Annotated in this window: 18 protein-coding genes; 6 read left to right on the top strand and 12 right to left on the bottom strand. The window is 66.1% G+C overall.

Annotated features, from left to right (window positions below):
* The first annotated feature begins 52 nt into the window (after window positions 1-52).
* A complete protein-coding gene (locus AC1ME3_RS15350; RefSeq protein WP_480953846.1) occupies window positions 53-550 on the top strand; it encodes a DUF2141 domain-containing protein in 498 nt (165 codons plus the stop codon).
* A 4-nt stretch (window positions 551-554) separates the two neighbouring features.
* Here the strand turns inward: AC1ME3_RS15350 and AC1ME3_RS15355 are convergent, their stop codons facing one another.
* From AC1ME3_RS15355 to AC1ME3_RS15370, 4 genes are read right to left on the bottom strand one after another with little or no spacing between them, the layout of a single operon-like run.
* Complete coding sequence (locus AC1ME3_RS15355; RefSeq protein ID WP_480953847.1) at window positions 555-2,975, bottom strand: TonB-dependent receptor; 2,421 nt, start codon at window positions 2,973-2,975, stop codon at window positions 555-557.
* The gene (locus tag AC1ME3_RS15360; protein ID WP_480953848.1) at window positions 2,935-3,930 is read right to left on the bottom strand and encodes a FecR family protein; all 996 of its coding nucleotides are present in this window, start codon (window positions 3,928-3,930) and stop codon (window positions 2,935-2,937) included. The genes AC1ME3_RS15355 and AC1ME3_RS15360 overlap by 41 nt, the downstream gene beginning before the upstream one ends.
* The gene (locus AC1ME3_RS15365) at window positions 3,920-4,477 is read right to left on the bottom strand and encodes an RNA polymerase sigma factor (RefSeq protein WP_480953849.1); all 558 of its coding nucleotides are present in this window, start codon (window positions 4,475-4,477) and stop codon (window positions 3,920-3,922) included. The genes AC1ME3_RS15360 and AC1ME3_RS15365 overlap by 11 nt, the downstream gene beginning before the upstream one ends.
* A complete protein-coding gene (locus tag AC1ME3_RS15370) occupies window positions 4,474-5,838 on the bottom strand; it encodes a lipopolysaccharide biosynthesis protein (RefSeq protein ID WP_480953850.1) in 1,365 nt (454 codons plus the stop codon). Before AC1ME3_RS15370 ends, AC1ME3_RS15365 begins: the two co-directional genes overlap by 4 nt.
* A gap of 111 nt (window positions 5,839-5,949) precedes the next feature.
* On the opposite strand from AC1ME3_RS15370, the gene AC1ME3_RS15375 reads away from it, so the two are divergent.
* Window positions 5,950-7,173, top strand: coding sequence for a hypothetical protein (locus tag AC1ME3_RS15375; protein WP_480953851.1), 1,224 nt, complete (start codon window positions 5,950-5,952; stop codon window positions 7,171-7,173).
* Between the two features lie 64 nt (window positions 7,174-7,237).
* Window positions 7,238-8,158: a glucosamine inositolphosphorylceramide transferase family protein gene (locus AC1ME3_RS15380; RefSeq protein WP_480953852.1), complete on the top strand. Its 921-nt coding sequence runs from the start codon at window positions 7,238-7,240 to the stop codon at window positions 8,156-8,158.
* On the opposite strand, the gene AC1ME3_RS15385 is transcribed toward AC1ME3_RS15380, so the two are convergent.
* From AC1ME3_RS15385 to AC1ME3_RS15395, 3 genes are all read right to left on the bottom strand, one after another.
* Entirely contained in the window at window positions 8,130-9,212 is a 1,083-nt protein-coding gene (locus AC1ME3_RS15385; RefSeq protein WP_480953853.1) for a glycosyltransferase, read from the bottom strand. The genes AC1ME3_RS15380 and AC1ME3_RS15385 overlap by 29 nt on opposite strands.
* Window positions 9,209-10,291 (bottom strand): glycosyltransferase, encoded by a 1,083-nt coding sequence (locus AC1ME3_RS15390; RefSeq protein ID WP_480953854.1) that lies wholly within the window; start codon window positions 10,289-10,291, stop codon window positions 9,209-9,211. Before AC1ME3_RS15390 ends, AC1ME3_RS15385 begins: the two co-directional genes overlap by 4 nt.
* A gap of 81 nt (window positions 10,292-10,372) precedes the next feature.
* A complete protein-coding gene (locus AC1ME3_RS15395) occupies window positions 10,373-11,176 on the bottom strand; it encodes a SirB1 family protein (protein WP_480953855.1) in 804 nt (267 codons plus the stop codon).
* 107 nt (window positions 11,177-11,283) lie between these two features.
* Here AC1ME3_RS15395 and AC1ME3_RS15400 point away from each other — a divergent pair, with 107 nt between their 5' ends.
* From AC1ME3_RS15400 to AC1ME3_RS15410, 3 genes are all read left to right on the top strand, one after another.
* Window positions 11,284-11,868 (top strand): glutathione S-transferase family protein, encoded by a 585-nt coding sequence (locus AC1ME3_RS15400; RefSeq protein ID WP_480953856.1) that lies wholly within the window; start codon window positions 11,284-11,286, stop codon window positions 11,866-11,868.
* Window positions 11,869-11,902: 34 nt separating this feature from the next.
* Window positions 11,903-12,733, top strand: a complete 831-nt coding sequence (locus tag AC1ME3_RS15405) for an aldo/keto reductase (protein ID WP_480953857.1) — start codon at window positions 11,903-11,905, stop codon at window positions 12,731-12,733.
* 165 nt (window positions 12,734-12,898) lie between these two features.
* Window positions 12,899-14,863, top strand: coding sequence for a putative bifunctional diguanylate cyclase/phosphodiesterase (locus tag AC1ME3_RS15410; RefSeq protein WP_480953858.1), 1,965 nt, complete (start codon window positions 12,899-12,901; stop codon window positions 14,861-14,863).
* A gap of 8 nt (window positions 14,864-14,871) precedes the next feature.
* Here AC1ME3_RS15410 and AC1ME3_RS15415 read toward each other — a convergent pair whose 3' ends face one another.
* From AC1ME3_RS15415 to AC1ME3_RS15435, 5 genes are all read right to left on the bottom strand, one after another.
* A complete protein-coding gene (locus AC1ME3_RS15415) occupies window positions 14,872-15,795 on the bottom strand; it encodes a crotonase/enoyl-CoA hydratase family protein (protein ID WP_480953859.1) in 924 nt (307 codons plus the stop codon).
* A 115-nt stretch (window positions 15,796-15,910) separates the two neighbouring features.
* Complete coding sequence (locus tag AC1ME3_RS15420) at window positions 15,911-18,076, bottom strand: TonB-dependent receptor (RefSeq protein WP_480953860.1); 2,166 nt, start codon at window positions 18,074-18,076, stop codon at window positions 15,911-15,913.
* A 97-nt stretch (window positions 18,077-18,173) separates the two neighbouring features.
* Window positions 18,174-19,151, bottom strand: coding sequence for a FecR family protein (locus AC1ME3_RS15425; protein WP_480953861.1), 978 nt, complete (start codon window positions 19,149-19,151; stop codon window positions 18,174-18,176).
* Window positions 19,144-19,299 (bottom strand): hypothetical protein, encoded by a 156-nt coding sequence (locus AC1ME3_RS15430; protein ID WP_480953862.1) that lies wholly within the window; start codon window positions 19,297-19,299, stop codon window positions 19,144-19,146. The genes AC1ME3_RS15425 and AC1ME3_RS15430 overlap by 8 nt, the downstream gene beginning before the upstream one ends.
* The gene (locus AC1ME3_RS15435) at window positions 19,292-19,792 is read right to left on the bottom strand and encodes an RNA polymerase sigma factor (protein ID WP_480953863.1); all 501 of its coding nucleotides are present in this window, start codon (window positions 19,790-19,792) and stop codon (window positions 19,292-19,294) included. Before AC1ME3_RS15435 ends, AC1ME3_RS15430 begins: the two co-directional genes overlap by 8 nt.
* Between the last annotated feature and the right edge of the window lie 118 nt (window positions 19,793-19,910).

Consider the following 19,910-nt stretch of genomic DNA (forward strand, 5'->3'; position numbering starts at 1 on the left):
TATGACGCGCCCGCGTTGCATCCCGATCCCAAAGAGCCGAAAGCCACGAACCATGATTGCCCTGTATCTCGCGGCGTTGTCGATGACGCCCAATGCCGCCTTGAAACCGATCGGTCCCGACGCGGCGAAATGCACGGCGGGTAGCACCCACCCGGCGATGCTGGTCATCGTCGAGGGGTTCAAGGCGCGCACCGGAACCGTTCGCGTCCGCACGTTCGGGGGATCGCCCTCGACCTATTTCGACAAGAAAAAGACGCTGTTGCGCACCGAAGTTCCGACGCCGCGCGAAGGTCGGGTCGCGATCTGCATGCCGGTCGATCGGCCGGGCGTCTACGCGGTCGATGTGCGTCACGACATCAACGCCAACGACAAGACCGACCGCAGCGACGGCGGCGGGGCGTCGGGCAACCCGCACGTCACGCTGTTCGACATGCTGTTCTCGCGCAAGCCCGATCCGAAGATCGTCCAGGTGCGTGTCGGATCGGGCACGACAGTCGTGCCGGTCACCCTCACTTACCTGCAAGGCGGATCGCTGCAGCCGATCCGCTGATTGATCACCAGCCGATCGCGCCGCCCAGCCGGAACGTGCGCGGGCGCAGTGGCGTGTATTCGTTACGCGCCGCCAGCGCGAACGGGTTGCCGCCCGCAAAGCGGTCTCCCTTGACGTCGAACAGGTTGTCCACCGTCGCGGTCAACCGGACCTTGTTCCTGGTCCACGTACCGCCGAGGTGCGCGCTGCCATATTCGCCCTGCGACACGTCGAGCGGCGCTTGCGTGCCGACGGTCGATCGCCCGACATAGCGCCAGCCCGCATCGACGCTGGCCTGCGTACTGGGGCTGAGCGACCATTCATAGCCGACACTCCCCGACACCGCGAACGGCGGCGTGTTGGGCAGTCGTGCGCCGACCTGCCGGCGTAGTGCGGGGTCTGGGTCGGCGACGTGGGTCTCGTTGAGGAACATCGCCATGTCGATCTTCAAGCCGGTCAGGGGCACCCAGTTGGCGCTCGCCTCCAGCCCATAGATATGGCTGTTGCCCAGATTGGTGGTGAACGGAAAACCGGATTTGTCGACCAGATCCGCTTGGATGTGCCGCCAGTCGGTCAGCGATGCACCGATCGACGCCGCAAGGCCCAGCGGTCCGTGCCGCTCCTTGCGCACGCCGATCTCCCCGACATGGATGGTATCAGGCACCAGGTCGGCAACGCGGCCTACGCCCGGTGCCACGGTGATCCCCCCGGTCCGAAAACCCGATTGGTAGCGCGCATAGGCCGCCAGCGTCGGCGTCAGCAACCAGGACGCGCCGAGCGTCGGATCGAGCCGGGTCGAACTGCGTCCCCGGATAAAGGTCGTCGTCTTGAGGCTCGCGATCGGATCGCCATCGGTACGCTGATGCGTCAGCCGGACGCCCGCGGTGATCGTCAACGTCGGGCTAATCGCGATCCCCGCCTCGCCGAACACCGCTGCGTCGAGCGTCCGGTTGGTGACGCCAACGATGTCGCGCAACTTGTCGGGCGCGCCGTATCTGCGCGCATAGGCGTCGCGCGCGTGAATGAGCGCGACGCCCACCAGCCAGCCGGCGCCGTTCGGCTTTGCGCGGGAGAGTCGTGTCTCGTGCGAGAACAGACGACCGCGTTCGTCGGTATCGTAGGCGATCGGGGCGTTCGGCCGGTTGGGTCGCGTGGCGTCGAACCGGCTCTCCGCATCGCGGTGAACCAACCCGGTCGCGGAGACGAGGTGGAGACCGTCTTCCCAACGCCTGTCGACCACGACACGCCCAAGAAAATACTGCTGCTCGAACGGCTGGGCGAGCAACGACGCGCGTGACAACGGTCCCATGCCACGTTCGGCATATTGGAGGTCGGGAGCGGTCACGTTCTGGATCACGGCGCCGGCGTCGATCGTCCAGCCGCTTTCCGGAACGATCCGAAAATCCAAGCGTCCACCGGTCGTCGCCACCCGGTTGACGTTGCGAAGGTTACGGCGGACGTCGTCGATATAACCGCCTTCGACGACCCGGTAGCCGACCGCGCGTACGCCAGCGACGCCCTTCTCGATCGGTATGTTGACCATCCCGGCGATATCGCCGCCCGGATCGCCCGACTTGGTCGCGCTGACGCCGCCCGACACATCGGCCGACACACCCGACAGATCCACCGCGTGCGGCACCAGCCGGACGATTCCCCCGATCGCGCCTGCGCCGTACAGCGTGCCCTGCGGGCCCTCGAGCACTTCGACCTGGTCGACATCGTACAGGTTCAGCCCCGGTTCGGGTCCGTTATAGGCGACGGGCACCTCGCCGAAATAGACGTTGGCGGTCGATTGCGTGGGGCCGGTGAAGCTGCTGTCCGCGACCCCGCGGATGAAAAGCTTGTTGCGACCCGCCCCCAGCGCCGTGCTCTGCAGGATCGGCGTCGCGGCGATCGCCTCGTCCATGCCGTTCGCGGCATCGTTGCGGATGTTTACCCCGCTTGCCGGTCGCAGGATCGTGAGCGCACCGGGAAAGCGAAGTCGCGACGTCGCGCGCTTGGTCGCGGTGACGACGATTTCGGGTGATACCTCGACCGGCGGCGGCGTCAGGGGGAGTTTCGGTTTTGGTTGGCGTTCGCGCGCGACTGGCTGCCGGACGACAGCGCGACGAACGATCCTAAAACTGCCCTCCCCCAATCGTTGGGCCATGTACGGCGTGCCCGCTAGCATCTGATCAAGTGCCGCGGCGGCGGTCAGTCGACCTTTTACCCCCCGCGTCATGACTCGCGACAATCCAGGCTCCGCACTGCCGATATCGACGCCCGCCTGCTGTGCAAGCACCGCGATCGCGCGATCGAGCGGCCCCGGCGCAACGGCGATAGAGCGCCGCTCCGCTGCGTGAGCGGGCGTAGACAGCGACGGTGTTATCAGGGTGGCGGCGAGGAGCGATACGGCCAGGTTGAAATTACGGACCGGCATGGCCTCCAACCAGACGCCAGCGGCCATTAACATTCTCCGCCTTCGCGCCGATCAGCGCTGCGGCGCGCGGGATCAGGCTGTCGGCACCGCCCGTCACGCCGATCGATCCGGTGAACCGCGTTTCCGCCAGCCCGGGAGCGACGCGTACGACCGTACCGGTACTGCGTTCCAGCGCCTCGGCGACGAGCCGGACCGGCGTCTGCTGAAATACCAGCCGGCCTTTACGCCAACTGCCGACGTCGTCGATCGCAATACCCGACATCCGTGGCGCGCCGCCATCGACATGCGACAGCGCCGCACCCGCGGTCAGCATGATGCGTTCCTGTTCAGGCTGGAACATCACCGCACCCTCGGCAACCTGGACGCCAAGATGCGTGCCGACGCGGGCGACGTTGAAGACGGTACCGACGTCCTGCAACCGCATCGTGCCCGATTGGACGACGAAGGGATGCGCGGCGTCGTGCGTGACGCGGAAGATCGCTTCGCCGCGTTCCAGGGTAACCAGGCGCGCATTACCGTCGTCGACCGCGAGCCTGGTGCCGCCGTTCAGGTCGATACGGCTACCGTCGGCGAGCGTCACGCTACGGCGAACCCCGGCCGGTGTCTCGATGATCCTCGCTGCCGTTTTCGACGGATTTTCGAGTGGCAGCATGACGCCGACGATCCCGGCCACCGCCAGTCCGCCGACGGTTCCCATCACCCAGCGCCGCCGCGGTGTCGGTCGGTCGTCGTTGGCGGCAACTGGCGGTATTGCTTGCGACCAGTCTGGCGGGCTCAGCGCGTCGGTCAGTTCCGCGTCCGCGACCGCCAGGGCGTCATAAGCGCGTGCATGCTGCGGGTCAGCCTCCAGCCAGTCGGCGAACGCCGACCATGCGCCACCATCGGCAGTCGCCAAGCGAAGGTGCCACGCGACCGCCTCGGCTGCGGCGTGTTCGCCGTAGCCCGGGCCGTAATCGCCGTCCTTGCCCCACTCACCGACCATCGCGCTGGTCCTCCTCATGAGCGAGACGTCCTGCCTGCGGGATATCCACACCGGAATTGCTCCGTTGCAAGTGAATTCGCAGGTATGCGCGATGTAGCAGCTTCTCGACGCCACTGACGGTGATCCCCATCTGCTCGGCGATCGCCTTCTGCGGCAGGTCCTCGAACCGGTAGAGGCGGAACGCGGTCGCGACGCGATCGGGCAGGCCGGTGAGCGTCGCCTCGACCCGCCCGAGCCGTTCGCGGGCGATCAACGCGCGTTCGGCATCGGGATGCTCGTCGGCGGTCGCCTGCGTTTCCAGCCAGTCGGTGTCGCGGTCCGCCCGCCGCGCCGCGCGACGGCGACGATCGACCGCGATGTTGTTCGCCATGCGGCAGATATAGCCGAGCGGTTCGGCGATCGGACCGCCGGTCACCGTCTCCAGCTTTAGCCACAGATCCTGGAGCGCATCCTCCGCCTCCTCGACGCTGCCCAGCCGCGCGACGAGCAGTCGCAGCAGCATCGCGCGTTCTGCGAGGAATACGGCACGGAGCCCGCCCAGGGTCACGCCGGGTCGACCTTCGCATCGCGGCGGAACAGGACCGCCAGCGCGACGATCGCGACGCCGTTCTGGAGCAGCGCGTGCCACCCTGCCCCGTCGGTCCCGAACGCCCACAGCATAGCCGGCAGCAGCGGGTAGAGCGCGAGGCTGGTGACGAGGCCGATGGTCATGGAGCGGCCCGGCAGTCCGAGTGCTGTCAGTCCCGAGGCTAATGGTGCGCTTGCGAGCCCTGCGGCACGCGCGCCAGCGATCAGGATCAGGAGGACCGTGCCGCCTTCGAAGCTTGCGCCACCGAGTGTGACCAGCAACCAGTCGCCTGCGAAAGCGAGGACCAGAACAATCGGCAGCGCTACTGCGAGCGCCAGTCCCGCACTGCGCCATACCGTGTGCCGCAACGCCTTCAGATCGCCGCGCGCGACCTGGGCTGCGAGCACGGCGTAGCTGGCCTGGCTCAGCAACACCGTCGGCTGGGCGAGCAGCGACGTCGCGCGCTGGGTCAGTGCGAGCAGCCCTGCCGCCGCCGGCCCGAGTAGCCAGCCGACGGTCAGCGGCGCGAGGTTCGGTGCGAGCTCGCGGACAGTGATATCGAAATTGGTGATAAGGATGAAGCGCTTGAGGCCCTCGGTATCGCGCGCCGTGCCGCGCCACGGTCCGCGCAGCCGCTCGCCGGCGGCGAGTTTGCGCCACGCCACCCAGCCAAAGCCCCACATCGCCAGCCCCTCGGCGACGGCCGCGATCAGCCAAACCGTGATGAAGCCGATCAGCCCTCCGCCCGCGAACCAGACTCCGAGCGCGCCGACAAGGCGGATCAGCGGCGACACCGCCTGATGGATACCGATCAGGTCGAACCGGTCTGCGATCTGGAGCAGGCCCTGCGGCGTCGCGCGGACCGTCGCGATCACCGCGAGCGAATACGGAATGGCAATCCGGATCGTGTCGGGCGACCAACCGAGCCGTGGTCCGATCAGCGGCACCAGCAACGCGGCCACGACGACCGCGATGGCACCACAGCCGAGTTCGATCACCGCCATGAACCGGACGATCCGCGCGAACCCGGCCCGATCGCCTGCCTCCAGCGCAAGCCCGCCATACCGCACCACGCCGTGGAATCCGGAGAACGCGAGGACGCTGCCGATCAGCACGGCGTAGGCGTTGACCAGCACCAGCACGCCATAATCGGCCGCACCCAGCCGGTGCGTCACCAGCACGAGGTAGACGAGGCTCATGATGCCCGCCGCCGCCTTGCCGCCGAGCAGGTGACCGAGGTTCGCCAGCACCAGCCACAGCCCCGACCGATCGCCGCGTCCCGCCCCAGCTTTGGCGGAGTGCGCCTGCCGGGACGTCATACGGTGGAGAAGCGAACGCATCGCGAGCGCTTAGACGCCCAGCGTTGCGCCGACGAACGGAAAGTTCCCCTCGATTGCGCAGATGACAAAATATTTAGTGAGGATGACCGGTGCCGGGAACGTCTACCGGCCATGAAGATCGGTTTTCTGTTCAATCACGACCAGGTTCATCAGGTCGCGCACTCCCTTCCGACTGCCCTGGCAATGGCGGAGGGCTATCCCGATGCGGAGATCGTCGTCGCGACCACCAACGCGCGGCTGACCGACGAAGTGCGACGCCTGTGCGCACGGCTCGGCGTTACCGTCCCGCTGGTCGAACTGGGCCTGCGTCGTGCATCGACGCGTGCGCTATCCGGCGCGCTCGAATGGGCACTCCCGGTGACGAAGATCGGTATCTACCGCGACAATCTCGATTTCTTCCGGTCGCTCGATGCGCTGGTGGTCGCCGAGAAGACGTCGTTGTTGCTCAAGACGCGCTATGGTCTCGACGATCTCAAGATCATCCACACGCGCCACGGTGCGGGCGACCGCGCGATCGGCTTCAACAAGCACAGCGCGACGTTCGATCACGTCCTCGTCTCGGGCAGTAAGATCCGCCAGCGCCTGCACCGCGAGGCCGGCGTGCCGTTCAACCGGATGAGCCTGATCGGCTATCCCAAGTTCGACCTGATGCCCGATCCCGCGCCGCGCCTGCCGTTCCAGGCTAACGGCAAGCCGACCGTGCTCTACAACCCACATCCGTCACCGCATCTGTCGTCCTGGTATGCGCAGGGCCGCGCGGTGCTCGAGCATTTTCTGCACGACGACCGCTACAATCTGATCTTCGCGCCGCACGTCATGCTGTTCCACCGCAAGTTCGTGCTGACGATCGACAAGTTCCGGATCGACCGCGCCGGCGTGATCGAGCAGCGCTTTCTCGACGCGCCGAACATCCATGTCGATCTCGGATCGGCCGCATCGACCGACATGACCTATACCGCGGCGGCGGATATCTATCTCGGCGACGTCAGCAGCCAGGTGTACGAGTTCCTCCACACGCCGCGGCCGTGCCTGTTCCTCGATGCCCATGCGACGGCGTGGGACGGCGATGCGAACTATGCGCACTGGCAGGCGGGCGAAGTCGTCACCGGCACCGAGAACCTAGGTGCCGCGCTCGATCGCGCGGTGGCGCAGCATGATCGCTATCGTCCGGTGCAGCGCGCGCTGTTCCAGCGGAGCTTCGAACTGACCGCGGAGCACTCCGCCGTGCGTGCGGCGCGCGCGGTGATGAGCGTGCTCGGCGATACCGTCCCGACCGTGCTGCCCGAGCGCGAACAGGAGACAGCAACCGGATTGCAGGGGTTGCGCGTAGCCTGATCCGCCGCGAGAAGGCCCGCGCGGCGCCCCTGTCGGGCGCGGCGTTTGGGATCGATCGACCACCGTGGCTCTACGCAAGGATATCTGGCGCCCCGCGATCGTGATGGCGACTGCCAAGGCGATCGTCGCGCGCGGCTCGATCGAGGGGTTCCCCCTGATGTGGCTGCCGCCGATGGGCAGCTTCCAGTTTCTCGCCGACCCGTTCGGCCTGTGGCGCGACGGGCGGCTGTACGTGTTCGTCGAGACCTATGATTACCGCGTCCGGATCGGCGCGATCGAAGTGCTGGTCTATGATGCCGACTTCCGTCTGGTCGACCGTCAGCCAGTGCTGAACGAGCCTTGGCATTTGTCCTATCCGCTCGTGTTCGAGGCGGAGGGCGAGACGTGGATGCTGCCCGAAGCGCATCGCTCGAACCGGCTGACGCTGTACCGCGCGGTCGATTTTCCGACCCGGTGGGAGCCAGTGCATGTCATCGAACTCGATCACGTCGCGGTCGATGCGACGCCAGTTTTCCATGAGGGGCGGTGGTGGCTGTTCTACACCTCGGCCGACCGCGAGCCGGACAAGATGAGCGCGCTGCACGTCGCCTATGCGGACCGGCTGGCGGGACCGTGGACGCCGCATCCGATGAACCCGGTGCGGGTCGATGTCGCCAGCGCGCGACCGGGCGGGATGCCGCTGGTGATCCATGGCCGAATCGTGTTGCCGGTGCAGGATTGCAGCCGAACCTATGGCGGCGCGATCCGCCCGCTGACGATGACCGTTTTGACGCCCGATCGGTTCGAGGCCGAGGTGGGTGACGCGCTCGTCCCGCCGGCCTCTTCCGCGCCGTTCGTCGAGGGGTTTCACACGCTGTCGGCGGCGGGGCCGGTGACGCTGGTCGATATGAAGCGCACCGAATTGTCGCTTCACGGGCTCTCGATCGAAGTAGTCCGCGAGGTGAAGAAACTGGGCCTTAAAAGGCGCGTATCCGTTCGAGGATAGCAAAGCCGGTTGCCGCGAACCGCTCCGGCCCGAACGTCGCGAGAACGCGCGCGCGACCCGCCTGCCCCATCGTCGCCAGTTGTGTCGGCTCGGCCAACGCTCGCGACAACGCAGCGGCGAGTGCAACCGGATCAGCCGGTGGGACGGTGAAGCCGGTCTCGCCTTCGACGATGCTGCCTGGGAGTTCGCCTACCGCCGAGGCGATAACGGGGAGGCCCGCCTGCATCGCCTCGTGCGCCGCCACGCAAAGGCCTTCGGAGCGCGATGGCTGTACGTAGAGATGGCAGCTTGCCAAAAATGCCGCAGGGTCAGCTGCATAGCCCGCGAACCGCAGCGTCTTTATGCCGAGAGCATTCGCGCGAGCTTCGAGAGCGTCCCGTTCTGCGCCGCTCCCCGCGATCACCATCTCGTACGATGTCGAGGTATCGAGCAACGCCAGCGCTTCGACCAGTACGTCGTAGCCCTTCACGCGGTGCAGACGACCGAGGCTGCCGATCCGGATCGGCTGGCCCGGCCGCCACGACGTCGCTTGAAGCGCTTCGGGATCCGCGCGGAAGATCGACCATTGAACTAGACGCTCGGGGAGAACGTGCAGTCGTTCCGCGGTCAGTCGCGTCACCGCGGTGGAGTCGCCGACCCAGAGCCGCGACAAGCGCTGCATCGCGCGCAGCAAAATGCGGTTGGCCGGCTTGAGGAAGGCTGCATGCTGCCAGCTGACGACCGGCCACCCCCGGCGCACGCCGACGATCTGGCCGAGCAGGGTCGCGCGGGTAAGGGAGGTCCAGAGATGCGTCGGCGCCCAGTCCTTCAGGATCGCGTCGAGCCAGCTGAGTGCGGCCGCGTGATCGGTCTCGCCGCCATCGCGGACATGCACGTCCAGCCCGGCGGCGCGCATCGCCATCTCGCCGCGACGATCGCGTGCGGTCAGTGCGAACACCGCCACCTCCGCACCGCCTTCGCGCAATACGCCGAGCACCGCGGGTACCGGCGAAGCGGCCCCGCCGCCCTCGACCGAGTTGATGACGTAGGCGATCCGCATCGGCCCTGTGCTCACGCGCGCAACCCCGCAAACAGATCGAGATACGCATCCGCAACTGCGCCGATCCGGTGATGCGCGACCAACGCCGCCAGTGCTTCCGGATCGGGCGGAGACTGCGCGAGCATCGCGGAAATCCCGCGCGCCAACGCCTCGCTATCGTCCAGTGGCACGACCATGCCCGCACCCGGCGCATCGAGCAGTCGTGTCGCCGGGGTACAGTCGGTCGCGACTACCGGCCGCCCCGCTGCCAGAGCCTCCACCAAGACCGCCGGATACCCTTCGAAATCGGACGAGAGCACGAACAGCCGCGCGGCATCAAGCCAGAGCCGGATATCCGTAACGTACCCGACAAGCTCCACCCGATCTGCAAGCCCCAGCGTATCGCTCTGCCGGCGCAATGCATCCGCCTCCGGGCCGTCCCCGACGATGACAAGCCGCGCCGTACCGTCCGGCAGTTTTGCAAAGGCGTCGATCAAGCGCGCGAACCCCTTTTCGGGAACCAGTCGCCCTGCGGCCAGCACGATCGGCGGTTGCGTTCCGGGAATCGGCGTAGGCGGCGCGGCGTCATCGCTCAGCGCGGGCAACGCGATCGTCGTTGTCACGGGACGGCGCAGGATCCGGTCAGCCTGATCGCGCGCGACGTCCGACAGCGCGACCACTGCCTGCACGCCGCGAAGAAGGTGTCGCATCCGAACCTCGAACGCCCACTGCCGCAGCCGACCGCGCTGCGGCTTGTCGAGCGCTGCGCTGACCTGCGCGACCACGGGTATGCCCGATCCGGCCAGCGCGGCGGCGACCGGCCAATGGAAATTACCGGGAACGAAGACGCCGTCGAACCGACGCCGCTCGACGAACGCGCGCGCGGCCTGCGCCAGTCGCTTGCGCGAGCCCGATCCACGCGGGATCGAAGGCTCTGCAACGACGATCTCGACCGCTTCGCCGGCCAATGCCCGAAGCGGCCCGGCGTCCGAGCCGGCAAAGATGGTGACCGCGACGCCCTGCTTCGCCCACGCCTCGGCAAGCCGCACGGCAACGCGTTCGGTGCCGCCCAGCGCGAAATCATGAAGGACAACGAGGATCGACGGCGGGGCCATGACCACGCGGTTAGCGCCGACACCGCGCCGACGCCAAGCTTTGTTGGGTCGGGACCCGTGCCCCGACACGAAAGAGAAGAGCTAGGCTGGAGACAGAGACCCCAGCGTATCCGTCACCCGCCGCCGTAGTTCGGGATCGCGGGTGATCTCCAACATCGCGCTCAGGCTGCCCCGCGCGGCCGTCACGTCGCCGTCGACCAGTTCCAGGCGCGCGCGCTCCCACCACGCGTGCCCGTAGGCAGGCGCCATCAAAGTCATCCGCGTATAGAGTTCCAGCGCGCGTCGGCCCTGCCCCGCCTGCTCGGCGCGCGTCGCCTGGTTCACCAACAGCCGCACCAGGATCGCGCGATTCGGCATCGTCGCGATGTGATTCACCGCGGCGGCAGGCCCGTTGTTCGAGGCGAGCACCAAAGCGGCCAGAGCCTCGCGATCGACGCGCATACCGCCCCGAAATGGATCGACGATCACGGGTGATGCTTCGGCCCCCACCATCACCAATACGTGCCCGGGAACATCGAGCGCGTCGGCCGCCCACCCAATCCGGCGTGCCGCACCCACGTAGAGAATGGACAGGCTTACCGGCAGGCCGCGGCGCCGGTCGATCACACGGATCAGGTCGGTGTTGGCGGGGTCGTCATAGGTCTCGCGGTCGCCGACGAAGCCGAACTCCTCGCCCAGCACCTCCGACAGGACATCGGCACGCTCTTCGGCGGTACCGGCGCCTCGGCCGACCGTCTCGAGACGTTGCGACACCGCATCGATCAGCACACGATAGGGTGTCGGGTCGGTGTCTGGATGATCGAGCAGCGCCAGCGAAAGCGCGGCCTCATCGATAATGATGTCGTCCTCGTCGAGGAGACCGAGGCGGATCAAATTGTCGTTCATCGACCGGAGATGGGTGCGCGTGGCGGTGCTGCAATAGCGGGGATCAGGTGACGGTCGCAGCTATCGGCGGCCTTGCGCGTTCAGGAAGACCAACGCGGAGACTATCGATGAAGCTCTATTATTCCCCCGGCGCTTGCAGCCTCGCAGATCACATCGCGCTGCACGAAGCCGGGCTTTCGTTCGAACACGAGAAGGTCGATCTCAAGGCCAAGCAAACCGAGAACGGCGCCGACTATACAAAGATCAACCCGAAGGGTTACGTCCCTGCCCTGACCCTGGATTCGGGCGAGACGCTGACGGAGAACATCGCCATCCTCGACTGGATCGCGCATCAGGACGGCGCGCTAAAACCAAGCGGGGCGATGGGGCATACACACCTGCTCATGGCTCTCGCCTTCATCTCGACCGAGATCCACAAGAGCTTCAAGCCGTTCTTCTCCGGCGGGAGCGACGAAGAGAAGGCGAAGGCCAGCGAGACGATCGTTAGGCGGATGGGCTATCTCGCCGATACGATCGAGGGCGACTATCTGTTCGGCGACACCGTCAGCGTGGCGGACTGCTATCTGTTCGTGATGCTATTGTGGGCGGCGAAGAACCAGATCGAAGCACCCGCGACGCTGGTCGCGTTCCGCGAGCGGATGAAGGCACGCCCGGCGGTGCAGAAGGCAATGTCGTATGAGGGGCTGATCTAGTGTTCGAACACCGGACTGGGACGAGAGATAGACCATGAAGACCGTGACGCTTCCGGGCGGGGAAACGATCCCCGCCCTCGGGCAAGGCACCTGGATGATGGGCGAGCGCGCGAGCGAGCGCAAACCGGAGGTCGCCGCTTTACGGTTGGGGGTCGAACTCGGGATGACGCTGATCGACACGGCCGAGATGTACGGTGACGGTGCTTCCGAAATTCTTGTTGCAGAAGCGCTTGACGGCGTTCGCGACGACATATTCCTGGTCAGCAAAGCCTATCCCCAGAACGCATCGCGCAAGCGCCTCGAACGCGCCTGCGACGCCAGCCTCGAACGTCTGAAAACGGACAGGCTTGATCTGTACCTCCTGCACTGGCGCGGATCGGTACCGCTTGCGGAGACGGTCGAGGCGATGGAGGCGCTCAAGGCGGCGGGAAAGATCCGTCACTGGGGCGTCAGCAATCTCGATACCGACGACATGGACGAGTTGCTGGCGGCTGGCGGGAGTGCGTGTGTGACCGACCAGGTTCTGTACAACCTGACGCGGCGTGGCCCGGAACATGACCTCCTGCCGTGGCTTCGCCAAGCGCACATGCCGGTGATGGCGTACAGTCCGGTCGAGCAGGGACAGCTCGTTTCGGACCGAACGCTCATTCGCATTGCAGAAGCCATCGGTGCGACGCCCGCGCAGGTCGCCTTGGCTTGGGTCCTGCAAACCGACGGCGTGATCGCGATCCCGAAAGCTGGGAACGTCGCGCACGTACGGGAGAACCGCGGCGCGGCGGACCTCGTGTTGTCGAGCGAGGACCTGGCGGCGCTGGATGCCGCATTCCCGCGGCCGATGACCGCGGGACCGCTGGAAATGCTTTGAGACGATACTCGATCGTTACTGCAGGTGGCGACGCTGACAGCACGGGCATGTCCAGCTGTTATTACTGGTTAACGTGTTCGCATCGCCTGACTAAATACGACAGATCGCAGCGTGCCGGCCGATTTGTTCGTTTCTTTTACACGCTTGCCGTTCAAGGATAGTCCGATGAGTGGCTTGATCTCCCGTCTCAGGCAACTGCGACATTCCGACGAGTCGATTGCGGCATCGGTACGCGCGACGCTGCTTGAGTCGCTTTACGCGTCGCCGCAATCGCTGGTGATCGGTGCACTGACCAGCAGCGGCATCATGGGGATCGTCGCGTACGTCAGCGGAAACCCGGCGATGATCGCGTGCGCCGTGGCTATCGCGCTCGTCGCCGGTATGAGGGTCAGTGACGCGCTCGGCCGGGAACGGCGACGGCGGCCGGCACCAGAGCGTATGAGGGGAAGCTGGGCTAAGCGGCAGGAGTTTCTCTATCGATCCGGCGCGCTCATGTATTCGGCGTTGCTAGGTACGTTCGGGCTTCTTACGCTGGTCAATACCAATGACGGCGTGCTCCAACTGCTCGCGGTGACAACGACGATCGGGTACGCGGCGGGTATCGCCGGTCGCAACGCCGGGCGTCCGTGGATCGCGCTGTCGCAGCTGTGTTTCGCGTCGCTGCCGCTGACGGTGGGGCTGATCGTCTCGCTGCAGCCGCTCAAGATCGCATTGGCGCTGGTGATCATGCTGTTCGTCGTCGCGATGATGGACATCACGTTGCAGACCTATGGCGTCATTCTGAAGGCGACACTCGTCTCGCGAGAAAAGGCGGCATTGGCGGAGCATCATGCCGCCATCGCGCGTCGCGACGACCTGACCGGCGTCGCCAACCGAACCGCGTTCCGCGAACAGTTCGAGGCTCGCTTGCAGGCGCTCGGCCGCAGCGAAACCCGGCTCGCGGTATACTGGATCGATCTCGATCGGTTCAAGGAGATCAACGACTCGTTTGGGCATCTGGCAGGCAACGCGCTGCTAGCGGGCGTAGCGCAGCGGCTGAACGACGCGTTCGGCACGACCGGCATCGTCGCACGGCTTGGCGGCGACGAGTTCGCGGTCATTTGCGACGTGATCCAGCAAGAGGACGCCTCGGCGATCGGCCAGCGTATCATCGAACTCGTCGAGCAGCCGGTGCATCACGACGGACGCAAGCTGCACGTCGGCGCATCGCTCGGCATCGCGATCGCGCCGCCCGACGGCACGGATGCCGACACATTGCTGAAGAACGCCGACCTTGCCCTCTACCGTGCGAAGGACAGCGGTCGCAGTCAGATGCGCTTTTACGAACCGTTGATGGACGAGAAGATCGAACGGACGCGCGACCTCGGCGCGGAGATGCAGGGTGCGCTCGAGCGTGGCGAGTTCCATCTCGTCTTCCAACCGATCTTCGACCTGACCGGCGACCACATCCTATCGTGCGAGACGTTGCTGCGCTGGACCAACCGGCGGCATGGCGCGATTTCTCCGGCCGAGTTCATCCCGATCGCCGAGGACAATGGCCTGATCGTCGCGATCGGCAGCTGGGTGATCCGCGAGGCGTGTCGGATCGCGAGCGGCTGGCCTACCGACGTCACCATCGCCGTCAACCTGTCGCCGATCCAGCTGCGATCGGCGAACCTGCCGATGGTCATCATGAGTGCGCTTGCGGCAAGCGGATTCGCCGCCGACCGCCTCGAACTCGAGGTAACGGAATCGGTTCTGCTCGAAGACATCGAGGCGTCATTGGCGGCATTGGATGCGATCAACCGGCTGAACGTGCGGACGACGCTCGACGATTTCGGCACGGGTTACTCTTCGCTCAGCTACCTGACGAAGTTCCCCTTCCAGACCTTGAAAATCGATCGTTCCTTCATCGCCGACCTGGAGCAAAGCCCGGCCTCGGTGGCGATCGTGCAGACCGTGATCGAGCTGGCGGCCAAGCTCGGCATGCGAACGGTGGCGGAGGGTGTCGAGACGCCTGCGCAACTCGAGCAGCTGCGGCGTACGCGGTGCGATGCGGTACAAGGGTTCCTGCTGGCGCATCCGATGCCGGCAAGCATGGTCGCGACCATGCTTGCCGGCGACGACGTCAAGGCACAGGGGCGCTCCTGACCGCTGGGCTACGCGGCCTTGTCCAGCAACCGCATCTGCGCACCGACGAGGCGGCGCATGAGTTTCAGGTCGGCCTCGCTGAGCCGCAAGGCGGCATCGGCCCAGAGGTCGACCACGGCCTCGAGTTCCCCGAGCGGCAGTGGATTGACCGATCGCGACGCCTCGTAAATCGCGCAGTGCCCGCTATGCCGACGACGGTTCTGGCGGATATAGCGCTCGACTTCGGCGCTGCCCATGCCGGGATCGGCGAGCGCGTGGACGATGCCGAGATCGTACAGTTCTTCGGCGGTGTATGATCGGCCGCTCAAGATCATCTGTTCCGCCCGCGCCGCGCCCAGGCGCCGGGACAGGAAGCAATGCGCGCCCATGCCCGGAAAGAGGCCGAAATTGGTTTCGGGCAGGCCGAAATGCGTGCCGCGCTCGGCGATCACGACGTTGAACGACAACAGCGCCTCGAACCCACCCCCCAGCGCATCGCCTTCCACCAATCCGATCGTGATGATCGGTTGATCAAGGCTCAGCATGTTGCGGTGCAGGATGCGGACACACGCACGGCCGTAGCGAACGAGTGCCTCCCGATCTCCGTTGCGGATGTGCGCCGAGAACAGATCGAGATCGCCGCCGAGCGAAAAAACACCGGGAAACCGCGATCCGAGCACGACATACCGGATCGGCGTGGCAGCCGAAGACCGGGCTGCGGCGATGTCGTTCTGCCATTGCTCGAACTCGGCGAGCAAACCCGGGTTGAAGCTCGGCCGGCTGCGTTGCCGCATATAGGTCCACAGGGTTTCGAGTTCGCTGTCGAAATGCGTTTCCAGGTCGACGAACTCGAACGGGCGCCGGCTGGGCACCGCGCTCAAGGAATGGATCGACGCCTCGTGAAGCTCTTGGTGCCTTTCGGAGGGTGTGAAGGGGGAATGTTCGAAGGTCATTGCGACGTCCTTTTTTACAAGCAGCGATCTGCTGCGCGAAAAGGTTACGTCGGAATCCGAAAACCAAGCTGCGATTCGGTCGGCGATTGCGGTGGTTGGTCGTGCGTTCGGGACTTTACAGCCCGATCGCGGCGCGCAGGGTTATGGTCCTCGGCCGGATGGGAACGGTCTGCGTGGTCGTGGCCAGGGTGAACGGATTGCCGAAGCCGAAACTGTTGCCGCGGCTGTCGAGCATGTTGGCGATGCCGATCGACCAACGCCACGGCCCGCGGTCGATCGTGGCGCCGGCATCAACCGTCGCGTAGTTCCCCGCCGGACGATCCAGTAGCGGATCGAAGCTCAGTCGCGTGCGACCGGTGTAGCGCGCCACACCATAAACCGACGCGGGCAAGCCGAACGCGATGAGGGTTCGCGATACCGTCAGTCGGGCCGATATGTCGGGAACGACCGGCAAGCGCCGATCGTCGCGGTCGAGGCGGGTGTTCGACGACGGCGAGGTCAGGCGGGCGCGTTGCAGCGTGGTGCCGAAATCGATCGTCATCGGGGACAGGTTCAGGACGCCGCCGAGCTCGACGCCGTAGTTGACCGCATCGCCCGCATCGACCGTGCCGAGAAGTCCGTCGGGCCCGACCGTGTCGCTGCGCAGATGCTCCCACGCCGAACCGAACACGGCACCGTGGAAGGCAAGCCGGTCACGTGCAACACGGATGCGCCAGCCGAGTTCGAGGCTTTGGAGTTCGTCGCCCGGAATCCGGAGATTGGTCGGATCGGCGGTCCGGCTGATGCCCGCGGGACGCACGGCGCTGGCATAGCGAAGCCAGACCAGGCCCAGATCGTCGCGGTGCCAGCTGAGCGTCCCGCTGGGCGTCACGCCGATGCGGTTGGCGCGAACCCGACCGGGGTCCCGCTGTTCGAGATGGCTCACGGTCGAGAATGCGCGTAAACCCAGCTTGAAATCGAGCGAGCCGGTCAGTCGCTGTGTGCCCTCGGAAAAGAGCGCGAGATCCGTGACGTCTTCCTCGTCGCGACGGGCGGCAATCGTATTGCCGCCGAGCGATGTGAACCGACCGCCGAGCAGGCTGGTCGAATGCAGAACGGTCGCGCCGATGATCCAGGGATGGCGCGCGGCTGGATCGCTCAGCCGCACCTCCTGCGACAGTAATCGCGCCGAGCGGTCCTCGATATAGGCGACCGGCGCCGTGACGCCGAGCGACGGCGCCAGGATGCTGGCGTCATAGGTACTGCCGATCTCCTGATCGACATAGGCCGTCGTCGCCTGCGCCTCGAACCTGCCGATCGGGCCACGCAGGGTGAGCGCACCCGATGTAAAGTCGTTGTCCTGCGGTTCGGCGATCCGGGTCGTGCGCGAAAGGCCGCTGGTCGCGTATTGGCTGTCACGCGCGTCGATCCGCTGCGCGACACCGCTGAGGGTCGCCGACCAGCCGCCGCCGATCGCCCAGCGCAACGCGGCGCGGCCGCCTACCCGACGCGTGCGGTTGACGTCGGTACGACCGCGTCCGGTGTCGTCGATCCATCCGGGCATCGTCTCGGCCCAGGCCGACGTCCGTAGTGCAACCTTGTCCGTAACGATCGGCAGGTTCACGATACCCTCGACCGCGCCACCGACGGCACCATTGGTGATCCCCGTTCCCTCGATCGCCGCGCTTCCCGAAAAGCGGCCAAGATCTGGGGCGTTGGTCACGACGCGGACGACGCCGCCGAGCGCGCCCGTGCCGTACAGCGTCCCCTGTGGCCCGCGTAAAACTTCGATCCGGTCGACGTCGACGAGGCGAAGGTCCGGATCCGGTGAGGCGTAACCAATACGCGCGTCGTCGAGGTACAGGCTGACAAGCGACTGGCTGGTACCGTTGAACGCGCTGTCGGCAACGCCGCGAAGGAAAATGCGATCGCGCCCCGGACCGAGGTTGGTCGAGAACGCTCCGTCGGTGGTGGCCATGACGTCGGTCAAACCGCGCCGGCCGGCAAGGCGATCGAGCGTAGGCCCTCCGGCAATGCTGATCGAGGCGGCAAGATCGGATAGCCGCTCGTCGCGCTTGCTGGCTATCACGACGATATCGCCGGTCGCGAGCGCTGTTGTGGCAGCGTTGGATACGATAGAAGCGCGCTGCAGTTTCGCAGGCATTTCCTCGATGCGCCACGTGGTCGAATCGACCTGCACCGCGCGCAGCCTGCTGCCCGACAGCATGCGCCGCAGCGCCTGAGCGACGTCTTTGGCATGATCGATTCGCTTGACGTTCAGATCGGGCAACGTGCCTGCCATGCCGATTGATATTCCGGTCTGGCGCGCTAGCGATTCCAGTGCGGACCGCAACGTTCCCGCCGGGACGGCGACCGAACGGGTCGAGCTTGGCGTTTGGTCAGCGTGTGCCGGTGGCACCCAGATGCACGACGCCGTCAATCCGGCGAGCGCGTATCGGCAGCACCGCCCGAAGCTGATCGACGAGCCGCGAACCATCACCAATCGTCAACACCCCGGAAAAGCGCAGGTTCGCCGCTGACGGATCGACCGTCAACGGGCTGTCCGCATACCGTGAGATATCCGCGGCAACTAGTGGCAATGGCGCACCGTCGTAGTTGAGCAAGCCGTCCGTCCAATCGGATACGCGCGCCGGATCGACCTGCCGCCGTTCCGCGATCTGCTGGGCTGGAATGATGTTCAGGCTTTGGCCCGCCCGCAGAATCGTGGCATCGGTCGGCGCGCCGCCGATCGGCGTCACGTCAACCGAGCCTTCTGCCACCGTCACGGCAACCCGCCCGCGCGCGCTGACGACGTCGAACCGGGTTCCCAAGTCGCGGATCTCGTATCCGCCGGCGCGGACTATCAGCACGCGCGACGGGTCGTGCCGAACCGCGAAGTTCGCCGCTCCCCGACCGATCTCGATCACAGGGCTCGCGCCACCGGTCACCGACACGCGCGAGCCGCGGTCGATCTGTATGCGGCTGCCATCGGCGAGCATCACCGACCGCGTCTCGGTCCGGCTGGTTTCATAGGCTTGCGCGGCGTCGTCGCCCGACGGTGTGACCAGGATGAAAGCCAGGCCCGCGGCCAGCGCGCCACTGGAGGCAAGCGCAGCCCATTGCCAGCCGCGTCCGCGCGGTACCGCGATGGGCAGGACTTGGTCGTCGTTCGCCGGCAGGCGCGCCGCGATCGCCGGAGCGGCGTCACCGATCTCGGCATCGAGCAGTGCGATCGAATCATAGGCGACGCGATGCGACGGGTCGGCTCCAAGCCATTCGCCGAAGTCGTCCCAGTCCATGTCCGGCGAGTCGAGCCGGGCGTGCCAGGCCGCCGCGGTGTCGGCAATCGTGTCGATCGCGGTGTGCGTGTCAGTCATGCGTCCCCCTTTCCGACGGATGCCCCCCGTCCGCACCGGTCGCGGCGCAACCTGCGCCGATCGTGCGATATCCGTCCGTCGAATATTGACCTGACTGATAGACGCCGCCGCTCCAATCGAACCGCAGCCCTTCCGCTACATCATTCATCCAACGCCCTTCTCAGATGCCGGAGGGCGACTGCGACGTGCTTCTCGACCGCGCTGCGCGAGATACCGAGTTCGGCCGCGATGTCGGCATGGGATACCCCGTCGATGCGGTGGCGCCGGAACACCCGCATGGCCCCTTCAGGTGGGCCGGACAGGGCCGCCGCCAGTCGGTCGAAGCGGTCACGGCTGGCAACCGCGTCAAAAGCGGAGGGAGTGTCGTCGACCGCCTCCGCGCCGACGATCGACGTCGTCGCATCGACATAGCCGGTATCGCGGCGTTGGCGACGACCGTTCGCACGGACGCGATCGAGCACGATGTTCATGCCGACGCGGTGCAGATACGCGAGCGGGTTCGCGATCGGTCCGGCCGCGTGTCCCGGCGACGGTTGCGCGGTGTGAAGCCAGATCTCCTGCACGACGTCTTCGGCTTCCGCGACGCTGCCCGTACGTCCGGCGAAGAACCGGACGAGTTGGGCACGATTGGCCGCTAGCACACCGGACAGGCCGTCGGCATGCCCAGGACGCGAAACTATATTGGGGTCGGCTACGGCATTCCTCCGAGGCTCATCGTCGCGTGGCAGGGGTATTGCTCCCACCCGTCAGAGAAGTCGT

The organism is Sphingomonas sp. BL2 (assembly GCF_056680015.1).